At 45.7% G+C, this 19,870-nt stretch carries 17 protein-coding genes; 10 read left to right on the forward strand and 7 right to left on the reverse strand.

Translation table 11 applies throughout. The features are described from left to right. The first annotated feature begins 106 nt into the window (after nt 1-106). Nucleotides 107-1,411: a DUF1963 domain-containing protein gene (locus MHH25_RS04860; protein ID WP_340019319.1), complete on the forward strand. Its 1,305-nt coding sequence runs from the start codon at nt 107-109 to the stop codon at nt 1,409-1,411. Between the two features lie 608 nt (nt 1,412-2,019). On the opposite strand, the gene MHH25_RS04865 is transcribed toward MHH25_RS04860, so the two are convergent. Both MHH25_RS04865 and MHH25_RS04870 read right to left on the reverse strand, forming a co-directional pair. Next, a complete protein-coding gene (locus MHH25_RS04865; protein ID WP_340019320.1) occupies nt 2,020-2,367 on the reverse strand; it encodes a DUF1801 domain-containing protein in 348 nt (115 codons plus the stop codon). After that, nucleotides 2,364-2,939, reverse strand: a complete 576-nt coding sequence (locus MHH25_RS04870; protein ID WP_174806482.1) for a GNAT family protein — start codon at nt 2,937-2,939, stop codon at nt 2,364-2,366. Before MHH25_RS04870 ends, MHH25_RS04865 begins: the two co-directional genes overlap by 4 nt. A gap of 255 nt (nt 2,940-3,194) precedes the next feature. Here MHH25_RS04870 and MHH25_RS04875 point away from each other — a divergent pair, with 255 nt between their 5' ends. The 4 genes from MHH25_RS04875 (at nt 3,195) to MHH25_RS04890 (ending at nt 7,640) form a co-directional block, all read left to right on the forward strand. Further along, nucleotides 3,195-3,650, forward strand: coding sequence for a GNAT family N-acetyltransferase (locus tag MHH25_RS04875; RefSeq protein WP_340019321.1), 456 nt, complete (start codon nt 3,195-3,197; stop codon nt 3,648-3,650). Nucleotides 3,651-3,816: 166 nt separating this feature from the next. After that, nucleotides 3,817-4,098, forward strand: coding sequence for a hypothetical protein (locus tag MHH25_RS04880; RefSeq protein WP_340019322.1), 282 nt, complete (start codon nt 3,817-3,819; stop codon nt 4,096-4,098). 137 nt (nt 4,099-4,235) lie between these two features. Further along, nucleotides 4,236-5,588 (forward strand): amino acid permease, encoded by a 1,353-nt coding sequence (locus tag MHH25_RS04885; protein WP_340019323.1) that lies wholly within the window; start codon nt 4,236-4,238, stop codon nt 5,586-5,588. Nucleotides 5,589-5,885: 297 nt separating this feature from the next. Continuing rightward, nucleotides 5,886-7,640, forward strand: coding sequence for a HAMP domain-containing methyl-accepting chemotaxis protein (locus MHH25_RS04890; RefSeq protein ID WP_340019324.1), 1,755 nt, complete (start codon nt 5,886-5,888; stop codon nt 7,638-7,640). Between the two features lie 114 nt (nt 7,641-7,754). Here MHH25_RS04890 and MHH25_RS04895 read toward each other — a convergent pair whose 3' ends face one another. Then, nucleotides 7,755-8,666, reverse strand: coding sequence for a LysR family transcriptional regulator (locus MHH25_RS04895; RefSeq protein ID WP_340019325.1), 912 nt, complete (start codon nt 8,664-8,666; stop codon nt 7,755-7,757). A 116-nt stretch (nt 8,667-8,782) separates the two neighbouring features. On the opposite strand from MHH25_RS04895, the gene MHH25_RS04900 reads away from it, so the two are divergent. Further along, complete coding sequence (locus MHH25_RS04900; protein ID WP_340019326.1) at nt 8,783-9,826, forward strand: 2,3-butanediol dehydrogenase; 1,044 nt, start codon at nt 8,783-8,785, stop codon at nt 9,824-9,826. Nucleotides 9,827-9,959: 133 nt separating this feature from the next. Here MHH25_RS04900 and MHH25_RS04905 read toward each other — a convergent pair whose 3' ends face one another. Together MHH25_RS04905 and MHH25_RS04910 are read right to left on the reverse strand one after the other, a co-directional pair. Continuing rightward, nucleotides 9,960-10,472, reverse strand: a complete 513-nt coding sequence (locus tag MHH25_RS04905; RefSeq protein WP_340019327.1) for a GNAT family N-acetyltransferase — start codon at nt 10,470-10,472, stop codon at nt 9,960-9,962. Nucleotides 10,473-10,601: 129 nt separating this feature from the next. Further along, complete coding sequence (locus tag MHH25_RS04910) at nt 10,602-11,366, reverse strand: AraC family transcriptional regulator (RefSeq protein ID WP_340019328.1); 765 nt, start codon at nt 11,364-11,366, stop codon at nt 10,602-10,604. Between the two features lie 372 nt (nt 11,367-11,738). Between MHH25_RS04910 and MHH25_RS04915 the strand changes: the two genes are divergently transcribed. The 4 genes from MHH25_RS04915 (at nt 11,739) to MHH25_RS04930 (ending at nt 18,349) form a co-directional block, all read left to right on the forward strand. Then, a complete protein-coding gene (locus tag MHH25_RS04915) occupies nt 11,739-14,060 on the forward strand; it encodes a beta-L-arabinofuranosidase domain-containing protein (protein ID WP_340019329.1) in 2,322 nt (773 codons plus the stop codon). A gap of 697 nt (nt 14,061-14,757) precedes the next feature. Beyond that, complete coding sequence (locus tag MHH25_RS04920; protein WP_321163459.1) at nt 14,758-15,486, forward strand: hypothetical protein; 729 nt, start codon at nt 14,758-14,760, stop codon at nt 15,484-15,486. Between the two features lie 15 nt (nt 15,487-15,501). Then, nucleotides 15,502-17,190, forward strand: a complete 1,689-nt coding sequence (locus tag MHH25_RS04925) for a VWA domain-containing protein (RefSeq protein WP_340019330.1) — start codon at nt 15,502-15,504, stop codon at nt 17,188-17,190. A gap of 19 nt (nt 17,191-17,209) precedes the next feature. Beyond that, nucleotides 17,210-18,349, forward strand: a complete 1,140-nt coding sequence (locus tag MHH25_RS04930) for a toxic anion resistance protein (RefSeq protein WP_017690481.1) — start codon at nt 17,210-17,212, stop codon at nt 18,347-18,349. A gap of 122 nt (nt 18,350-18,471) precedes the next feature. Here MHH25_RS04930 and MHH25_RS04935 read toward each other — a convergent pair whose 3' ends face one another. Beyond that, entirely contained in the window at nt 18,472-19,011 is a 540-nt protein-coding gene (locus MHH25_RS04935; RefSeq protein ID WP_340019331.1) for a hypothetical protein, read from the reverse strand. A 155-nt stretch (nt 19,012-19,166) separates the two neighbouring features. Continuing rightward, a complete protein-coding gene (locus tag MHH25_RS04940; RefSeq protein WP_340019332.1) occupies nt 19,167-19,760 on the reverse strand; it encodes a TetR/AcrR family transcriptional regulator in 594 nt (197 codons plus the stop codon). Nucleotides 19,761-19,870: the final 110 nt, after the last annotated feature.

A 19,870-nucleotide genomic window follows, 5' to 3' on the forward strand; every position in this document is an offset into this window, starting at 1 on the left:
TTGCATCTTACGATATAAGACCGACAGCATTTAAATATGAAGTAAGGGACAAGCACGTCACATTGTGGCGTGTTTTCCATTGCCAATAGTTGAAGGAGGTTGGAATATGACAGAACGAATTCCGTGTATACGGGAAGGGTGTGCAAATACCATTTTACCAGCAACAGCGTTGAAAACGGGTGGTTATTGCATGCCTTGCAAGCAGGAGATGGAACGCGAGGAGCGTCAGAGATACATTGAAGCGAATCGACGTGACGTGAAATTGTATGCAGGTATCACAGACCCAGTCGAAATTTTGAAAATCATGCACAAACCTCAGGTTCGCGATCCACTAATTCGTTATACGCCCTATGAACAATCCGAGGAACAGGTATATCTATCTTTGTCTGTAGAGCAACAAGATCAGATGAAGGATTACGCGATGCAACGGATTTGTACAGGTGATGAAGATACGGGCAAAGACATTCTGGTATATCTGGTCTGCTACCATGATATATCGTTGACTGCCGAAATTCCTGAGCTGCTGGAACAGGAGATCTATTATCCTGCCATTTTGTATAAAAGTGCCTCGGGTGAGGTTCGTGATCATCTCTTGCAGCAGGTGAACACCGATGATGAGAATCGGAACCACATATTGCTCATGCTGGCCCATATCGGTGATGATGTTGTTGTGCAGCAGTTCCGGCAGTGGAGACAATCTCCTCCATCTTGGGCGAACGAGTTATACGTGGCACCTGAGCATTACACCACTGAAGCTGGTTGGGAGCTTACAAAAGACGGGCAGCGCAGGGAATTATTCATCACCCCAAGTTATTCACTCTATAAAGTAAAAGAGAATGAAGGACCTAACGTGGAGTTAACCGGAAATTCACTCTCGATGCTGAACCCTAGCACCAATTGCTGTCCATGGTGTGGCAATGCGTTAACCACCTTAATTAGTCTGGATGTTAAGCATCCAGCATTGAATGACGTTTCTTGGCATGCTCAGCAACTTCAGATACGGACTTGCGTGATATGCAGCAGTTACGGTGTGGTTTACATGGAGATGGACGCGGCAGGGGAACCGTTATGGAGTTCACATAATGTCATGCCTGCGGGAATGGACGAGATTGACCTGGACGACTATGGTAAACTTGCACCGGATGTTGGCCAGCAGTTTGGGATTGCAAATGCATCGCGTCATGCATTCCATGCCAGTGAGTGGGCGATGGAGCCATCGTTATCTCAGGTCGGCGGCCATCCGGGATGGGTTCAAGATGCGGAGTACCCAACATGTCCACGCTGTTCCACGAGAATGAAGGCTGTCGCACAACTGGACTGGGGCGAGGTTGAGAAATATGGTGAGGGTATGTATTACATGTTCATATGTGAGCCGTGTCAGATGACCGCCGTATCGTACCAGCAATCTTGATGGTGGAAGCTAGTATAAAACATTATAAGCAATTATAAGCAGTCATCTTATTATAAGATTACACCGCTGTTAAGGTTGGAATGACAGTAGTAGACAGACTATAACAAAGGGGCATCCCGAAGTTCTTGGAACTTCATGGGATGCCCCTTTGCCCTGCGCAGGATGGATGTGAGATATTTTTGCTACAGCCAGTCGTTTATGCTATTTATTTAGCCGCCAGAGTGAGAATGGGTTGTTTTTTCTACGTGCAGAGGCCGCTTGTCGTACTCACACAGTCTAACGAACCTAGCACGTCTTATTGGGTGAATTTGCAACAGTATAGAATTCTAACGAATCATAGCCACTCTATTTCTCCAATTGTCATGGTTTTTCGAAGAAAATCGAAGGGGGTTTCTGTAATAAGACTGCTGAGATTCGTTAGAATTTCATATGCCAGTTTAACTGCGACATAAGGTGTGTCCGATTCGTTAGCGCTTGGCCCAAACCCAAACCCAAACCCAAACCCAAACCCAAACCCAAACCCAAACCCAAACTCACCCCATATACTCCAACCGCACATTACTGCCTAAGTTACTACTTCGGCGTATGTGCCTCTTCACTACACCCGTCTACAATTCCGCAGATGCCTGCTTTAACAAACCAGCTAACCATTCATAGTCCGGCGTATCTTTTTCCTTGAGTTTGATCGTTTTTCGCTCTTCTGGGCCTTCAAATATCCCATCGGGTAGATCGAGTCCGGTTGCATTGAAGATGGTGAAAGACATGGCTTGTTTGGAAGGCGAGATGACCGCAGCGTACTTTCCGTTTTTCAAAAAATGAGGTTTCTTGTATTGTACGCGTTCTTGTACGTCAGGGATGGTATCATGCACTAACTGGCGCAATTGTTCAGCGACTTGTACTTGCCAGGGGATCTGAATCTGTTCAATAAACGCAGTAACTTCTGCATTCTTGGTCATACTTGTTCACCCTCCGTATGGATCTGATTGTGTGTTTCCCATTCTGGTCTTAGGATTCCCATCATCAAGCGGTCATAACGCTTACCATCACGATATACAGCTGAGCGTGCCCGACCTTCCAACTGAAAACCAACCTTTTCATAGGAACGGATTGCTTTGGCATTGTAGGCGATGACATCGAGGCCAACTCGGTCCAGATTCATCTCATGGAACGCATATCGTAAAATAAGATTCAACGCTTCCGTGCCATATCCCTTGTTGCGATGTTTGGCAAGTCCGATGCCAATGGCAAGCTGTCCGCAGCGGTTGTTCCATTCAATGCCATGAATGACGACAAAACCAATCAGCGTATCCTCTTCATGCGTGCGAAGTCTGAAGTAAACTTCCTTGTTCTTCGTTTCGCCCTCATCCTCCAACTGTTTCTCCGAATAGGGAATGGCCAGGTCAGTATCCACATTCCGAAGGTACTCCGGGTCTTCGTTCCATTGCAACATGGTCTGCACGTCTTCAGAGCGTGGTGGCGTCATCTTTAATCGTTTGCTATAAAACAGGTTATCCGTAGTGAGTGTCATAGGGTTCTCCTTTAAATTAAGTTAAGCTTGCTTCACCTTAGTTCCACGTTTAACTCTATGTATATTTCGCAATAGACCTCGCCCCTTTGGCATCTAATAGCCTCATCATACTGGAAATTATAGGTGAATCACAATAGCGTATTTCAGTGGATATAAGTAACCTCTTGTCATAAAACCTAACACGGTAGTAAGATAAAATGATTGATATACATTCAGTGATAAAACCAATAAAAATGTCGGCGGGAGTGGTACGTTATGGAGATCAAAGTGGATGATTTGAGTGGAGTCCAAGTTAAGGCTTTAATTGCGGAGCACTTGCAAGGGATGGCAGCAGATTCGCCTCCAGAAAGTATTCATGCGTTGAATCTGGACGGACTCAAGGAGCACGAAATTACTTTCTGGTGTGCTTGGGAAGGGGACGACTTGCTCGGCTGCGGGGCTATCAAAGAACTTGATCCAGAGCATGCAGAGTTGAAGTCGATGCGTACCGCTTCGGCTCATCTGAGAAAAGGCGTAGCGAGAAAAATTTTGGCGCATATTATGGAGGTTGCCACAGACCGTGGTTATAAGCGAATCAGTCTGGAGACGGGTTCAATGGATTCATTTATCCCGGCAAGGAAGATGTACGAAGACTTCGGATTTGAATATTGCGAACCATTCGCGGATTATGTATTGGACCCGAACAGCACGTTTATGACGAGAACAATTTAAATGGATTTACATGAGAAACCAGTATTCTGTTTTTTTACAGGACGCTGGTTTTTTAATTTTGCAACATATTGTACATTTTAAGAGATGGAAAAAGAGTAGAATAAACTAAATAATACAGCATTAAAGCAACGTGGCCTTGTGACGAAGAATGTGGAGGGAGTCGTGCATGATATATTGGTGGTTCGATGATATGAATCCGCTGTTTGCTGTCTTGGTGTTATGTCCCATCATTGCAGTGGTGCTTGGAATATGCAGTTATTTTGCCAAAGGGTTTAGACTTTGGGGAGCGCTGATTATATCTTTTATGCTGCCTTTGTTGTATATCGCGAGTAGTCTTTCAACAATGGGTAGTAACATAGGCGCTTGGTTCATCTATGGGGCAGGGTACATTTTGCTAACCTGGATTGCACACAGATTGCTTCGTGCCATTGTGGGGTATAAAACATAGGTTATGTCCATATATGTTTGGGATGAATTGGCCATAAGGAACTTCTGGGCTGATTGATGGACAATAGGGTATACTGGACATTATGTCTATGAAACAAGACAGCATTACAGACGTTTTTTACATCAGGAGGACTTGAATTGGCTCAGACAGAAGGAACACTACAAAAGAAGCTTAAACCAAGACACATCAGTTTTATGGCTATGGGTGGTGTCATTGGAACCGGAATTTTCAAAGGCAGTGCAGAGACGATTGGACTCGCAGGTCCGGGCGTGATCGTCACGTACATTTTTGCCGGATTATTGCTGCTGGTTGTTATGGCTGCGATGGCGGAGATGGCTACGGTGTACAAGAACAAAAATATGAAAGACTTCGTGCAGGAGGCATTTGGTAGTAGAGTATCCTTTGTTATGGGATGGATGTACTGCTTTCTATGGTTATCGGTGTGTGTCATTGAGGTGATTGCCGCCGGGAGCTTTTTGCAGTATTGGTTCAGTGAAGTACCGCTGTGGATACTGAGTCTGGCATGTGCGGCGTTCATTATACTGGTTAATCTGTTAAGTGTAGGTGTGTTCGGGGAATTTGAGTTTTGGCTGGCCGGGATCAAAATTGCCATGATCATTATTTTTATCTTCCTGGGTGCAGGATTGATCTTTGGCATTATCCCGAGTGATAACACGCCATATCTGCAAAATTACACGCAAGCAGGCGGCTTCTTCCCGAACGGATGGTCTTCGATTTTCTCGGCACTGCTTGTGGTCATGTTCTCTTATGGGGGATCGGAGCTGATTGGTCTGACCCTGACCGAGACGGAAAATGCAGAAAAAGTCATGCCCAAAATCGTGGGCAATTTCATGCTCAGAATTATTCTGTTCTTCACCTTGCCGATTCTCATCATTTGTGGTCTTATCCCATGGAATGAGATCGGGCCGGAGAGCAGTCCATTTGTACAGGTGCTTGCATCCACGGGACTGCCGGGAGCAGCACACATAATGAACTTTATTTTGGTGACTGCCGTTCTGTCTGCTGCGAATTCAGGGATCTATGGTGCATCCCGGATGATGCACTCCATGGCAGTGGGCGGTGAAGCTCCGAAGGCATTGTCACAGACGAATCGCAACGGTAGCCCTGTTAACACACTTCTGGTGTGCTCGGTCGTCCTGCTTGGAGGTTCCTTGCTTGGCCTGTTCGCGCAGGATCAACTGTTCCGCGTATTGCTCGCAGTTCCGGGGTTTGTTGTAATCCTTGTGTGGATCTGTATTGCTTCATCACAGCTGAAACTACGGAAGAGATATCCGGTTCAACCGACCTTCAAAGTTTGGGGATTCCCTTACATAACCGGAGTCGTGGTACTATGTCTCAGTGTGATTGCGGTGATGTTTGTGTTTGATGAAGGGAATCGGTTCAGCATTAGCATCTGTCTTGCCGTGCTCGCGTTGCTGATTATATGGTCCCTGATTCGATTCAGGAAGACGAATGGACGAACAGTTTAGTATTTTTTACATTCAAATGTAGAACACATCAACATCTCGGCGCTTGAGCCGGGATGTTTTTTTCTATCATTTTTCACTGCAAAGAACCTAAACAAATCCTCCAAAATTATGCCTAGATGCAGCTCCAATGAACAAAGCTACCACGGCCATGATAGCGTTTTTATGTAAACCCAATATTTTCTTGCCTAATTCGACATATTCGTTTACTATTTTCCCATACATAGTGCTTCAAGCATGCGTTTTTTGGGTAGCGCCTAGTCAAAAAGGCTTGGGTTCACGGGAGAGGAAGAGGAGCGGATGATTGGTTTTTTTAGAAAACGTTTGGTTGTGCGCATTGTTGCAGTAGTTACACTGGTCATTACGATTATAGCCGTTGGTAGCATGCTGTTACAGGTGGCCAATATGAAACTAGCTGCGCAGGAGGCCATTTCGAGTTACAACATCCAGATTGCTCAGAGTTATGTGAATCAGCTGGATACAGCATCTTATGCCGAGTTTGCCAAGGACCCCAAGGAGAATGACGAATTCTTGAAGATTCGTGATGAACTGGATGACTTTCGCGTAAGCATTGGTGCAATGTATGTGTATTTCGTCAAAATAGATGACAAAGGTACGCCACTTATTATGGTGGATGGTATGAAGGATGCAGATAAAGCCTCACCGATTAATGAAGTTACGGATGTCCCTCAGGAGGCTGTGCAGAAGCTGTTACAGGGGCAAACAGCCAGTTCTTCGATTATTAACAATGAGGAGTACGGCGACTATATTTCCTCTTACGCTCCCATGCTGGATAGTAACGGTGCTGTAACAGGTGTAATTGGTATCGATACGGCGGTATCGGTCATCGGAAGCATTGAGTCAGATATAATGAAATCGAGTATTCCCTTCTATGCTTTGTTGCTACTAATTACACTTATAGGCATTGCTGTTGTCACGTGGTTTATCGTAAGAGGACTGCGGCCACTTCAACCGCTGAAGGCGAGTGTGGAAAAAATGGCACAGGGTGAGCTTGCAGAAGCGAACCAAATTTTGACGTCGTATCGTTTGCGCAGCCAAGATGAGATTGGAACAACATATCAAGCGATGATACATATGTCCGGTAACTTGAATAAGATTGTGAGTGATATGGTTGAAGGCGTAGCAGTAACCACAGATATTTTATCGGAATCAACGAAGGAATTTAATCGCAGTACCGAAGAGATGCTTGAGATGGGCAAGACGGTTGATCAATCTGTCGAACAGATTAGGCAGGGTGCACATACGCAGAAGCAGGGTGCAAGCGATAGCGCGCATGCGATGGAAGAGATCGCAAAAGGCATAACGGATATATCCGAATCCTCGATGGTTGTATCGGATGCGGCATCAAGTGCGCTTTCTACGGCGGAGTCCGGTAAACAGAGCATGACACTGATGAAAACACAGATGGAGAGCATCTCAAATGTCTCAAGTGAAGTTGTAGCGATGGTTCAGGTGCTGAACAACTACTCCCAGGAAATTGGTGGTGCCCTGCACACGGTTCGTGACTTTGCGAGTCAGACGAAGCTACTTGCGCTTAATGCATCCATAGAGGCAGCACATGCAGGAGAACACGGCAAAGGTTTTGCGGTTGTGGCGGATGAAGTTCGGAAGCTTGCTGAGGCCTCAAGCACATCCATGGAACGGATCTCCGACTTGCTGCTTCGTATTCAACAAGAATCACAGCAGATTGGCTCACAGATGGGGGTTACTGCAACCGAGATTGGACAAGGGGTTACAATTACCGCAGAAGCGGAGCAAGCTTTCGCTCATGTAGTTGACGCGTTCCAACTGGTAACCAGTCGCATTCAGGAAGTCTCCGCTGCGGCAGAGGAAATCTCGGCAGGTTCGGAAGAGGCCGCAGCCTCCGTCAATACGATCTCGCAGATCTCAGCCGGGGTGTCGGATCATTCGGATGAAATCTATCGCTTAATGCGCGAACAGTCGGCCATGTTCAACAGGGTGGCTCAGACCTCCACAATGCTGGAGCAGCAGACGAACGAGATGAGTGAAGCTGTACGTAAAGTTAAAGTATAGTTTGATTAAGGTGTAGTAATAGTAACGCAAGAGATAGTCAGAAAAGTGTTCCACTCTTGGAGAAGTTGGTGTTCATCCCAAACTTCCTTCAAAGGGTGGAGCACTTTTTTAGATTTAAACTTTTAAATGATCCAGCTCTATCGCCTGTCTGAAGCGTTGGGCAAATCGTTCTGCGGCTACGGCGGACTCCTTGGACTCCGTCTGCACGAAGCCAATCTGCATTTTCGGTTGATCGATTCCAGCGATCTCTACCATCTTCACCAGACCTTCTTTCCATAAGGGATTTTGGTGAAAGGAAAAGTCGTGACCAATCGTGGCGGCAATATCGTTTCTTAACACCATGTTGATGGCTTCAGAGTTATTTGTTTTGAACAGAATGGACAGAGGTCCATGATCATAGGTGAATTCCTTGATGAAGTCTTCGATGAAACCATCTCGATACAGTGCCAGCTTGTGTTCTTTTAATTGATCCGGTGTAACGCGGCTGTGCTTGGCAAGTTCAGACAGGTGATGAGTACCAACTACCAGCTTGCCCGAATACATTGGACTGAAGTGAAGTCCATCGAATTCCCGCAATTGTTTCGCATAGATCGCGATAAAGCCCAGATGGGTTTTGTTATTGCGAATATCTTCGATAATTTCCATGGACCCTTTCTCTTCAATGGAAATGTTAAGTTGTGGGTGCTCACGCTTCATATCTGCAGCAGACTGGACAAGATAGGGCATGACACTTGGAAAAGTAGCCACATGAAGCTCTCCGCTAAGAGAGGAGGCTTCGGCGTTCAGGGATTTCAATTCATCAATCCGCTGTAAAATATCCAGTGCCTTGGCAATGAATTGTTTGCCTTCGGGAGTGGGATGAGTTCCCTGCCGCGAGCGTTCGAATAGGATGATACCCAATTCTTTCTCCAGACGATGAACCGATTGGCTGATCGCCGATTGTGTGACATGTAGATGTTCCGAGGCGGCGGAGAATGACTGCGTTTTCGCAATTTCAACGACATATTCGAGCTGTTCCAGATTCATGATTTCATCTCCGTTTAGCATTAATACAACTAATGTTAACATTAGTATCTATAAATATGAATAATACATGAACAGCGATATAATATATAGACAATCATACAAAGGGGATGAACTTCATGAAAGCAGCAGTATGGTACGGCCATAAAGACGTGCGTGTGGAAGAGCGGGAGGTTCCGGTTGCTCAAGCGGGTCAAGTCAAAATCAAAGTGGAATATGCAGGGATCTGCGGCAGTGACTTGCATGCCTATCATCATGGTGTAGGAATTCAAGAAGGCGAGAATCATCCGCTCTCAGGACAGAAAGCACCGTTGACATTGGGTCATGAATTTGCAGGAACCGTAAGTGAATTGGGGAGTAATGTAAGCGGTGTCAGTGTAGGGGATCGAGTTGTGGTAGAGCCGTTGTACCATTGCGGAAAATGTGAGTACTGTATTCAGGGACGTTACAACCAGTGTACTCAATTTGGATTCGTTGGACTGAATGGTGATGGTGGTTTTGCGGAGTATGTTGTTGTTGAAGCATACATGGTTCATCCCATACCGGATAACGTATCTTTCGAAGAAGGTGCGCTCGTAGAGCCTACGGCAGTAGCCTTTCACGCGGTTCGTCACAGCAAGTTGAAAGTGGGGAACAAAGTAGCCGTATATGGAGCAGGTCCAATTGGATTATTGACCATTCTGTCTGCCAAAGCAGCAGGAGCCTCTGAAATCTATGCAGTCGATGTATTTGAGGAACGTCTGGACCTGGCAGCCAAACTGGGAGCCATTCCGGTGAACAGTGCCAAAGTCAATGCAACAGAGGTGATCTTGCAACAATCGGGCGGTATTGATGTGGCTTATGAAGCAGCAGGTGTACAACCAACGATGGATAGCGCCATTGCGGTTGTCAAAAAAGGCGGAGAAGTTGTTGTCATCGCAGCGATTCCAAATCCGCTTCAAGTGAACTTCTTCGATCTTCTGGTCAAAGAAGCGAATCTAACGGCAACGCTGGCATATCGCCACATTTTCCCTGAAGTGATTTCATTGATTGCGGAAGGGTCGCTCGATGTGAAACAGGTCATCACCAAGAAAATCAAACTGGACGATATCGTGCAGGAAGGGCTTGAGCTGTTAATGAGCGACAAGAGCCATGCGAAGATTTTGGTAGAGATTCGCGGCTAAAAAATCAATAGCGATGTATTATTTCAAATGGTGATTGATCATTTATAAACGTAGAAAAGACCGTCATGAAGATGATCGGTCTTTTCTACATTTCATTCTCTGTTCGCTGATCCCATGTTGCTGTTAGCCAACACTAGGAATCATAACGGTAACATATTGCCTTGCCCCCGCCACTCTCGGAGCTGAACTCCTCATCCTCTGTAAATCCAAAACGCTCATATAAACGGATGGCATTGACCATCTGACCGCCCGTATATAAATACACCGTATTTTTGCCCATCTCCTTGGCAGAATCTACGCATTGCTGGAGCAATACTCTGGCAATCCCGTGACCTCTCCATTTTGGATCAACACCCAACAGCCGAATAAACGGATAATCGATCGGCAATTCAAAGTTTGGATAAGCCTTGTGTGCTGTTTCGAATAATTGGACTGTACCGACAATCTGATCATCAATCTTTGCGATCCATAATTGTGTCAGGTACGGATTAACCACAGACTCTCGAATATCTTTTAGGTAGGCCTCCCAGCGTTCATTTTGCTCAAAAGTCTCCCGATACTCGGCATAACTTGCAACAAGGATATCTACAATCTCTGGATGGTCTGCTTCTGTGGCAGGATGAATCGTAACGGCAGCCGTTGTCATCTTATAATTCCTCTTCTCTTATGGGTTAAGTATGGAATATAGTTTTCTTGCATTTTACCATAACGGATTCAATCCGATTCATTCAAATTTTCTATAGGTAACTCAGTCATTTCTATAGATCAAAGCATATCAGCGATTGAGCTGTGTGGAATACAGATGATTGCGATATTCGGTTGGCGTATTGCCTTCGTATTGCTTGAACATGCGCAGGAACAGTTTGTAGTCGGAGAAGCCGCACTGTCCGGCAATTTCTTTTACACTGGCATTGGTGTTGAGCAGCAATTGTTTCGACCGGCGAATACGTTCTGTGAGGATATAGGTTTTGAGTCCAGTACCTTTCTCGCGCTTCACCATTTTGGAGATATAGTCTTTGTTAAAATTAAAATTTTCCGCAATCTGACTCACCGTGATGTTTGTATGCAGATGAATATCGACCCACTTGCAGATATGGTCCACAATTGCATTGTGCGGGCGATAATCCGCCTCTATATTGCGCTCCAGCTCCTTGAACAACAGTAACAAAGCAGCGTCGGCTTCTTCTGGTGAGAAGGATGACACATGCAGCAATTGCTTGAATAACTGATTGGCCATGGAAGGTACCTGAATGGTGGCATGTGTCCTAAACTGGTTGAATTCTGCCGAAATGGCATCATAGTGAACCCAGTAGAAGCTCACGGGGGCGTCGTTAATCTGGTAGCCGTAATGGGTGCGACCGGCGCGCAGAAACAACAGATCGTTGGCACGAACTACATATTGTTCCTCTTCCTCCGCGATGTACATCTCACCTTCCAGCATCAAAATGATCTCATGCACAGGCATGCTGCGTCTCATGTGGCTCCAGTTGCCTTCGGATATGAACTTGCCGCACAGGTAATGTTCCAGTGGCTTTTGCATAGGACGGATTTATCCACCTTTTCTTGGATTATGAGTCTGATGTAATTTTATTTTATTTGATAGTATTGGGATATTCAAGCTCTACAGTAGATTGATGAGTATTAGTCATATGGAACAGAACACGGATTTTACCCCTCAATAATCAATGGATATCTATATAAGTTGAACTAATCATTTACATGATAACGGAGAGGACAGAAAAAACCTGAAAAAGCGAAGCGTTCGCCTTTATCCCCGGATTTTCCCTTTCGGAAAAGGGAATCAAAAAATCTGGGGGTAACAGCGATTGGAAGGTTATTCTGTCATCGTAGTGTCAGTGTAAGTAATCTTTAGTTCAACTTATATATTACATCCCGAGAAGGAGTGAGTGTCATGATTGATACGAAAAAAGGATTTCTGGGACCGGAACATGTAGATCTGTTAAATGGTGTGTTCCAAACATCACAAGAGGTGGGGGAGCGTTACCTGTTATCGCTGGATATTGATCGATTCCTGGCTCCATGCTTCGAAGCGCATGGTTTACCTGCCCGAAAAGAGCGCTACGCGGGTTGGGAGGCACGTACCATCAGCGGACATTCCCTCGGACATTATCTGTCTGCCCTTGCTGTGACGTATCAGGCAACCGGGAATATCACGTTAAAAGAAAGACTGAATTATGCGGTCACCGAACTGGCGAGAATCCAGCAGACCACGGGAAGCGGATATATCGGTGGTTTGTCCGAAGAACCTTTCCACATGGCTTTTCGAGCAGAGAATATCGGTGGATTCAATATCGGTGAATACTGGGTTCCCTGGTACAGTGTGCACAAAATCTATCGCGGCCTGATTGACGCCTATAAACTGACTGGCAACGGACAGGCACTTGAGGTGGTTACTCGATTTGCAGACTGGGCGGTCGAAGGATTGCTCCCGATGACAGAAGAACAGATGCAGACGATGCTTCAAAGTGAACACGGGGGCATGAATGAAGTATTCGCACACTTGTATGGGATTACCGGTAAAGCCTTATATCTTGAGATCGCTAATAAGTTCACCCATCAATTGATCCTGAGACCCTTGGAGCACAAGCAGGACGATCTTCAAGGCAAACACGCCAATACGCAGATTCCCAAAGTGATCGGTGCAGCCGAAATCTACAATCAGGACCATACTCATGAGAGTTATCGGACAGCGGCAGAATTTTTCTGGGACACCACGGTGCATCATCGTTCTTATGTATTTGGTGCGACGAGTATTTCGGAGCATTACGAAGCAAAGGGTATGGAGAGTCTTGGCATCAAAACAGGAGAGAGCTGTTGTACTCACAACATGTTACATCTAACGAAGCAACTCTTCGCCTGGAATCACGATAGCGCCTACATGGACTATTATGAAAACGCCATCTATAATCACATCCTCGGCACGCAGGACCCCGATACGGGGAACAAAACGTATTTTGCATCAACGCTGCAAGGCCACTACAAAATCTATGGTACTCACGATACCGCTTGGTGGTGCTGCACAGGATCAGGCATGGAGAACCCGGGCAAATATGCCGAGGCGATCTATTTTGAGGATGAACAGGACCTGTACGTCAACCTTTATATCGCTTCCCAACTGGATTGGGCGTCACAGGGATTATCCCTGAAGCTTGAAACCGACTTTCCTTATTCGGAAAAGGTAACCCTGACGATCACCGGAGGCAACGCCTCGGCTCATCTAAGATTACGCGTGCCCTCATGGCTGCAACAGCCAATGACGGCAACAGTTAACGGGGATACGGAACATCCGTATACACGGATGGAACCCGGTTATCTTTCCATCGACCGCACATGGACAGCGGGCGATGTCATCACAATCACACTGCCGATGTCACTCCGCCAGTACACTTCCCGGGATGATGCCCACAAGGTGGCATTCTTGTACGGCCCAATAGTACTCGCTGGTGCACTAGGAAACGAGGGCCTTCCCGAGGATACGATCGTGGACGAAACAGCGCTGAATCCCAAGACTGCACCTGTACCTGTGATCTGGACGGAGCAGGATGACGTACGAGAGTGGATCAAGGTTGTGGATGCAGACACGTTAACATTTGAACTTAGCAAAGATGTTACTTCCACAGCCGAAGCCGTGAAGCTCATTCCGTTCTATGATGTGCATCACGAATTTTATACCGTGTACTGGCCGTTTAACGATGAAGGAGATGCGCTGGAGAAAGAGTTGAACGATATCACGATCGACAGGGTTCAGGCTGACGGTCAGCAGGATGAGATTGGACATCAACTGGACAGCAACTGCCGTGGGGAGCATCATAATGGTTCTACCACGGATGGCCGTAAGAAGTTGCATATGTGGCGAGAGGCTTTTGGCGTCAGTGGAGCTTACTTCAGTTACCAACTGGCAGTGGATCGTGAAGCAACCAATTATCTATGTGTGGCCTATTGGGGCGGAGATCATTCCGCGTTTAAACGGGAAGGTAAGTTATATGACAGACAATTCGCTATTACCGTGGATGGAACACTCATTGGCGAGCAGAGAATTCACATGAATAAAATTGGCGACGTGTTCTATGTGACCTACGATATTCCTGAGGCCGTAACATCAGGCAAAAACAGCGTTACAGTAATGTTCCAGGCGAAGGGAGACAATGGCTGTGCCGGGAAAGTTGTAGAGGTGCGCACCACGCGAAGTAAATGGGAATCCATCTTTTCGTGATAACAGGCATGGTGTGAAAAGGCGGTGGCCTGTCCACTGGAGGAGAGGGTTTTATAAGAAATCGACTTTCTAATTTCTAACGAACCGTACACGTCTTATATGGGCAATATTGATGTGGTGGAAAATGTAACGAATCTCAGCGATGCTATTTCATTCGAAATAGGCGATAAACAACGTCTTTTCGCCTAAAACGGGAACATAACGCGTCTCAGGTTCGTTACATTTTCAGAAGAGCTGGAATGTACCTAATAACGTCACCTCAGTTCGTTAGATGTAGAACACGGCATCAAAATTTTAATAAGAACACGAAAAATAATGAACCAACGTAAAAGGGACGAAAGCGGATGATCTCCGATTCGTCCTTTTTGCATTGCTCTTTTTTTCAGACAAGTCTTATATAAAAAATGACACGCATAGCTATTTTCCACGTATTACCTGATAACATTTCTTCTCCACAATCTGCTGTCTCGTAAAACTCACTTTTTATGGATTGACCACAAAATTTCCTGCCAAGTTCCACGTTGTCCCTGAAAATATGAAATGGGATAAGCCCAAACCACGTATATTATGAGTATTCAAATATCCAATCATATCCACCTGAGAGCGTTAACATCATGTACAATAAGAATAAGTTGAACAGGAAAATTACGACATGAAGCACCAATATATAACATGAAAGGAGGTCGGATGATTGAACATGATCAAGTACATAAAATTGTTGGGATTAATCCTCGGTATTGTGGCTGTGAATGTTCTCGCATTCTCACCCGGCTTTATCGGGCTGAATTTCGAGGAGGGTGCATTCACAACTGCGCTATCCGTTACCCTTCTGTTCGGCAGTGCAATGGCACTCTTGTATGGAAGTTACACCTCGCTGTTCAGACAACCGGTAGTCCTGCCCGTGAAGCATATTGAAACGCATGAAGATTATGTGGAAGCACTATCTTTTTATAGACGCATTAAAGTTCTCGAAGAAGATATTACGCTGGGGCTGTCCCAACTTAGTCGAATGAAAAAGAAAAAAGAAACCCTCCTGAACGTGCTTCATCAGCGGTTTGATCCAGGAGAACTGAGCTACAAGAAATTTGCTTCGGTCACACTGGAAGTGGAGAAGCTGTTGTACCTGAACATCCGCAGTGTGCTGAACCGGTTGAATGTATTTGATGAAGCTGACTATGCCAACATGATGAAATCCAAATCCGAAAGCATTCCCCAGAAGCTTTTTCAGGAAAAAACCAAGGTATACAACGATTATCTGTCTTATGTGAAAAATGCATTACACACCAATGAGGAAATTTTGCTCAAGCTCGATCAGTTGTTACTCGAGATTTCACGCCTCGACAGCTTTGAAGCCGGAGATATTGAACAGATGCCTTGTATGCAGGAGATAGATCAGTTAATCAAGCACACCAAATTATACAGATAGTGAGGGGTTGCTCGTATGGCCAAGAAGGGAAAGTTTTTTTTCATATCGATTGTAATGCTGGTACTCGTATTTGGTCTGGTCTATGCAGGGATTACACTGACGTCGAACTTTGGCAAGTCGACCACACAGGTGAGCACAGAGAATGCAGGTAAGGAACTGGGGAAACTGTACGCGGACATTGCGCCAGCGACGGCGGAACCGGTCAAAGGACAGATTGATCTCGACCCGGTCGATGTGGCAGAATCACTGCCGGATATCTCCAAATTTGCAATTGCCGTAGAGAATACAACAAATGATTACGTTGAAATCTTCTCTTCCACGGAGAAGTCGGGCAGCGGGGTAGACGGCTGGTTAACCGAAGTGGGCGAGGAGTTCAACAAAGCAAATATTACCGTTGGTGGGAAACAGGTATCGGTCAAAATCCGCAACATTGCCTCCGGAACAGCCACCGATTATATCAAGTCCGGTAAGTATATGCCGGATGCCTTCACACCTTCCAATGAACTGTGGGGCGAGATGGTTGAGGCCAGTGGAGTGAAGACAGAGATGGTATCCGAGCGACTGGTCGGGAATGTTCCGGGTATTGTCATCTCCAAAGCCAAATATGATGCACTGGTTGATACGTACGGCTCCGTTAATGTAAAAACCGTAACCGAAGCGATTGCCAACAATGAACTCGCGATGGGATATACCGATCCATTTGCCAGCTCCACAGGACTGAATTTCCTGGTGACCGCACTGAATACGTATGACAGCGCCAACCCGCTTGGCGAGAAGGCTATTGAAGGGTTCGAAAAATTCCAGACGAATGTACCGTTTACAGCGTCGACAACGATTCAGATGAGGGAGGCTGCCAAGTCCGGCAGACTGGATGCCTTTGTACTCGAATACCAGACGTATGTGAATACCGCTGATCTGAAGAGTGGATACGTCTTTACACCGTTTGGTGTGAGACATGATAGCCCGCTGTATGCATTGGGACAATTGCCGCAGAATAAACAGGAAATCATCCAGAAATTCGCGGAATTCGTAACCCAAGCAAAGTACCAACAATCGGCGGAGGAGTTCGGCTTCAACGGGTTACAGGATTACAAATCCGAACTGGCTACTGTGGATGGCGGCACGTTGTTGTCTGCACAGAAAGTATGGAAAGAGAAGAAGAATGGCAGTAAACCTATTGCTGCCGTGTTCGTGACAGACGTATCCGGAAGCATGGACGGCGAACCGCTTAACCGACTGAAGGAGTCCCTACGCAAAGGTCAGAAGTACCTGGGCACTGAGAATAGTATTGGCCTGGTTTCTTATTCTAGCGGGGTAACCGTGAATCTGCCGATTGCCAAGTATGATACGAACCAGCAGTCCATGTTTGTCGGAACAGTTGATAGTCTGCAAGCTGGTGGCGGTACGGCGACCTTTGACGGGATCGTAGTGGCAATGAAGATGCTGGAAGATTATATGGCTGCTAATCCAAACGTGAAGCCGTTGATTTTTGTCTTGAGTGATGGCGAGACCAACGAAGGTCATACCCTCAAGGATATCCGGGATCTGGTCGAGACGTACAAAGTGCCAATCTATACGATTGGATACAACGCGGACATCAAGGCTTTGGAGAGCATCTCCAGCATTAACGAAGCAGCAAGCATCAATGCCGATACCGACGATGTCGTGTACAAGATTGGAAACCTGTTTAACGTACAGATGTAATCTAAAGGGGGAACTGTAGATGTCATTTTCAATGGAAATACCGAGCCAGAAGGAAATTCAGAAGGTGATCGAAGAAGAGGTGAAACCCGTGCCCGCCGAGGTCGCGGAGCTTCAACAAGTGGCAAATGCCAACGTAGAGATGATCATGACACTGGACCTCGAATCCTTGGAGAAGCGCAAAGAGATTTTGCAATCCATTGACGGTTTTGGCATGAACACGATGAGATCCTCTTCTGAGAAAAACGCCTTGCTTCAAGTCTCCGTTGGACATCTGTCCAAGACGGGAGACGAGGGCGGTCAGGTCGCCAAAGGTTTGACCGAGTTGCATATGCAACTGAAGGATCTCGACCCAAGCGTGGTCGACTTTGCCAAGACCGGTTTCCTCGGGAAATTGTTCAATCCGCTGCGCGCCTATTTCCTGAAATACCAGAAGGCTGATGCAGTCATTGCTGACATCGTAACCTCTTTGGATAAAGGCAGATCTACCCTGCGTAACGATAATACAACGCTGGAGATCGAACAACAGAACCTACGAGAACTCACAAAGCGATTGCAAAAGGAAATCCAGCTTGGCGTGCTCATGGATGAGTCCATCGACGCGCAGATTGAAGCGGCCAAGGTCCGTAATGAAGACCCTGAGAAAGTCCGATTTATTACCGAAGAAGTGCTGTTTCCGCTCCGTCAGCGGGTGATGGATCTGCAGCAGATGTTAGTCGTGAACCAGCAGGGTATCATGGCGATTGAAGTAGTCATCCGCAATAATAAGGAACTGATCCGAGGCGTAGACCGTGCGAAGAATGTAACGATCTCGGCATTGAAAATTGCCGTTACTGTAGCGAGTGCTTTATATAATCAGAAGATTGTATTGCAGAAAATTGAGTTGCTGAACCAGACAACCAATGATCTGATCGCCGGAACATCCAAGATGCTCAAGGATCAGGGAATTGCCATCCAAAAGCAGGCGTATGAAGCCAGCATCTCCGTGGATACGATGAAACAGGCGTTCACCGATGTGCTGTCGGCACTGGATTCAATCAGTCTTTATAAGCAGGAAGCCCTGCCAAGAATGCGCGAGACGATTAACCAGTTCCGTGAACTTGCGGATACCGGAGAGCAGCAAATTCAGCGGTTGGAGAAAGGGCAGAAGCTGGGGCTGTGATCAGAAGAGAGAGAAATAAATACGCATTATATTGTTATCTTTATTTCTATAATTAGAAGAAGCGCCCATTCCTCATTAAGCATGGGGAGTGGGCGCTTTTTGGGCTTCTATGAAGATAGGTACTAACTGTCATACCCCAAGCTTCTTGCATAAGCGTATAACTGTTGTTCGCATTGATCCATTAGAACACTAGCGGTGTTTACTTTGGCATTACCCTGTTTTAGTAACGTGTAATTCACTTTGTTCTTGGATACTGCCTTTTGGTACAACAGGTACCCTTCGAGCTGAGTGTAACTTGCCTTAACAAATGTAGCGTGAATTTTCTTGATCTGCGGGTTGGTAGGCTTGATTTGTTTTGCCTTGGATACCAATTTTGTATAATTGGGGATTACCGTGTTCGTAAGTTTAAGATACATGGACTTGCGATTGGTTGAAGTTACCTGGGTGTCGATGCTTTCCAAAGCTGTGAAGGCTTTGGCCTCATAAGTTTCGAGAACAAATAACTGATTAGTGTACTCTTTAAATTCTGCATAACTCTGATCTAAATCTGAATATGTAGAGGTTGCTACTTTGGCTGCATCAGCAGAAGTGGCTGGAGAGAGAAGCACTCCGCCAAGCAAAACAAAACTGGTAATCAATGATATAATCCACGACTTCTTCAAATGTAATGTCATCCTCCTTTTGTTTGTATTCCATTGGATAACCTAACATATCATTACCAGAAATTACAGGAATACATTTACATAATTTTGGTGGGAAGCTTTCTTGAAATTAATCTCAATCACCCTACTAAAGGGAAGTAAGATGATTCAAAATTTCAGTTTTTCAACACGACATTATCCGGCTTGTAATGGATGATCTTGAACAACTCCTCGGCCATGTAGGCGGGGCTGTGCTTGAAATTCTGTCTGATCCACTCCATGATCATGCCAAATATCGCATGAGATTGGTAACTTGCCAATATTTCATGGTTGATGTGCGGAGGGAAGATATGGTTCAGATCCTGTAAAGCGAGATCCCGAAGGACATCACAGATCATACGCTGGAAGTTGGAGGAGGCCTCAGATTTCACAACCAGTGTGTAGAATTGTGCGTGCTGGTGTACATGCTCAAATATAGTGATCGCCGAAGAGGGCATCAGATTGACTTCAAACTTTTCCTCATCCTGATAAGGTTTGCGGAAAGAAGTTACCAGATCCTGAATCACATCATCGATAATTTCGTTGAACAGGTCTTCTTTGTACTGATAATGCCTGTAGAAAGTTCCCCGATTCAGGTCGGCTCGCTGCACAATATCCGTAATTGATATTTCTTTAAAGGGATGTTTTTGCATCAAATGAATGAGTGCATCCTTCAGTGCAGCTTTTGATTTTTTAATTCTTCGGTCCATCGAATTCAGAGTTTCAGACATCTATTTACCTCCTCGCGAGTTCACTTTATTAGTTAAAGTACATTCAGGCTTAGTAGTGTTGTTTAACGTACAATTGGACAAGCTTTTACTGATTGAAGTGAAACGCTATG

Origin of the sequence: Paenibacillus sp. FSL H3-0457 (assembly GCF_037981725.1) — a bacterium.
GTDB lineage: Bacteria > Bacillota > Bacilli > Paenibacillales > Paenibacillaceae > Paenibacillus > Paenibacillus amylolyticus.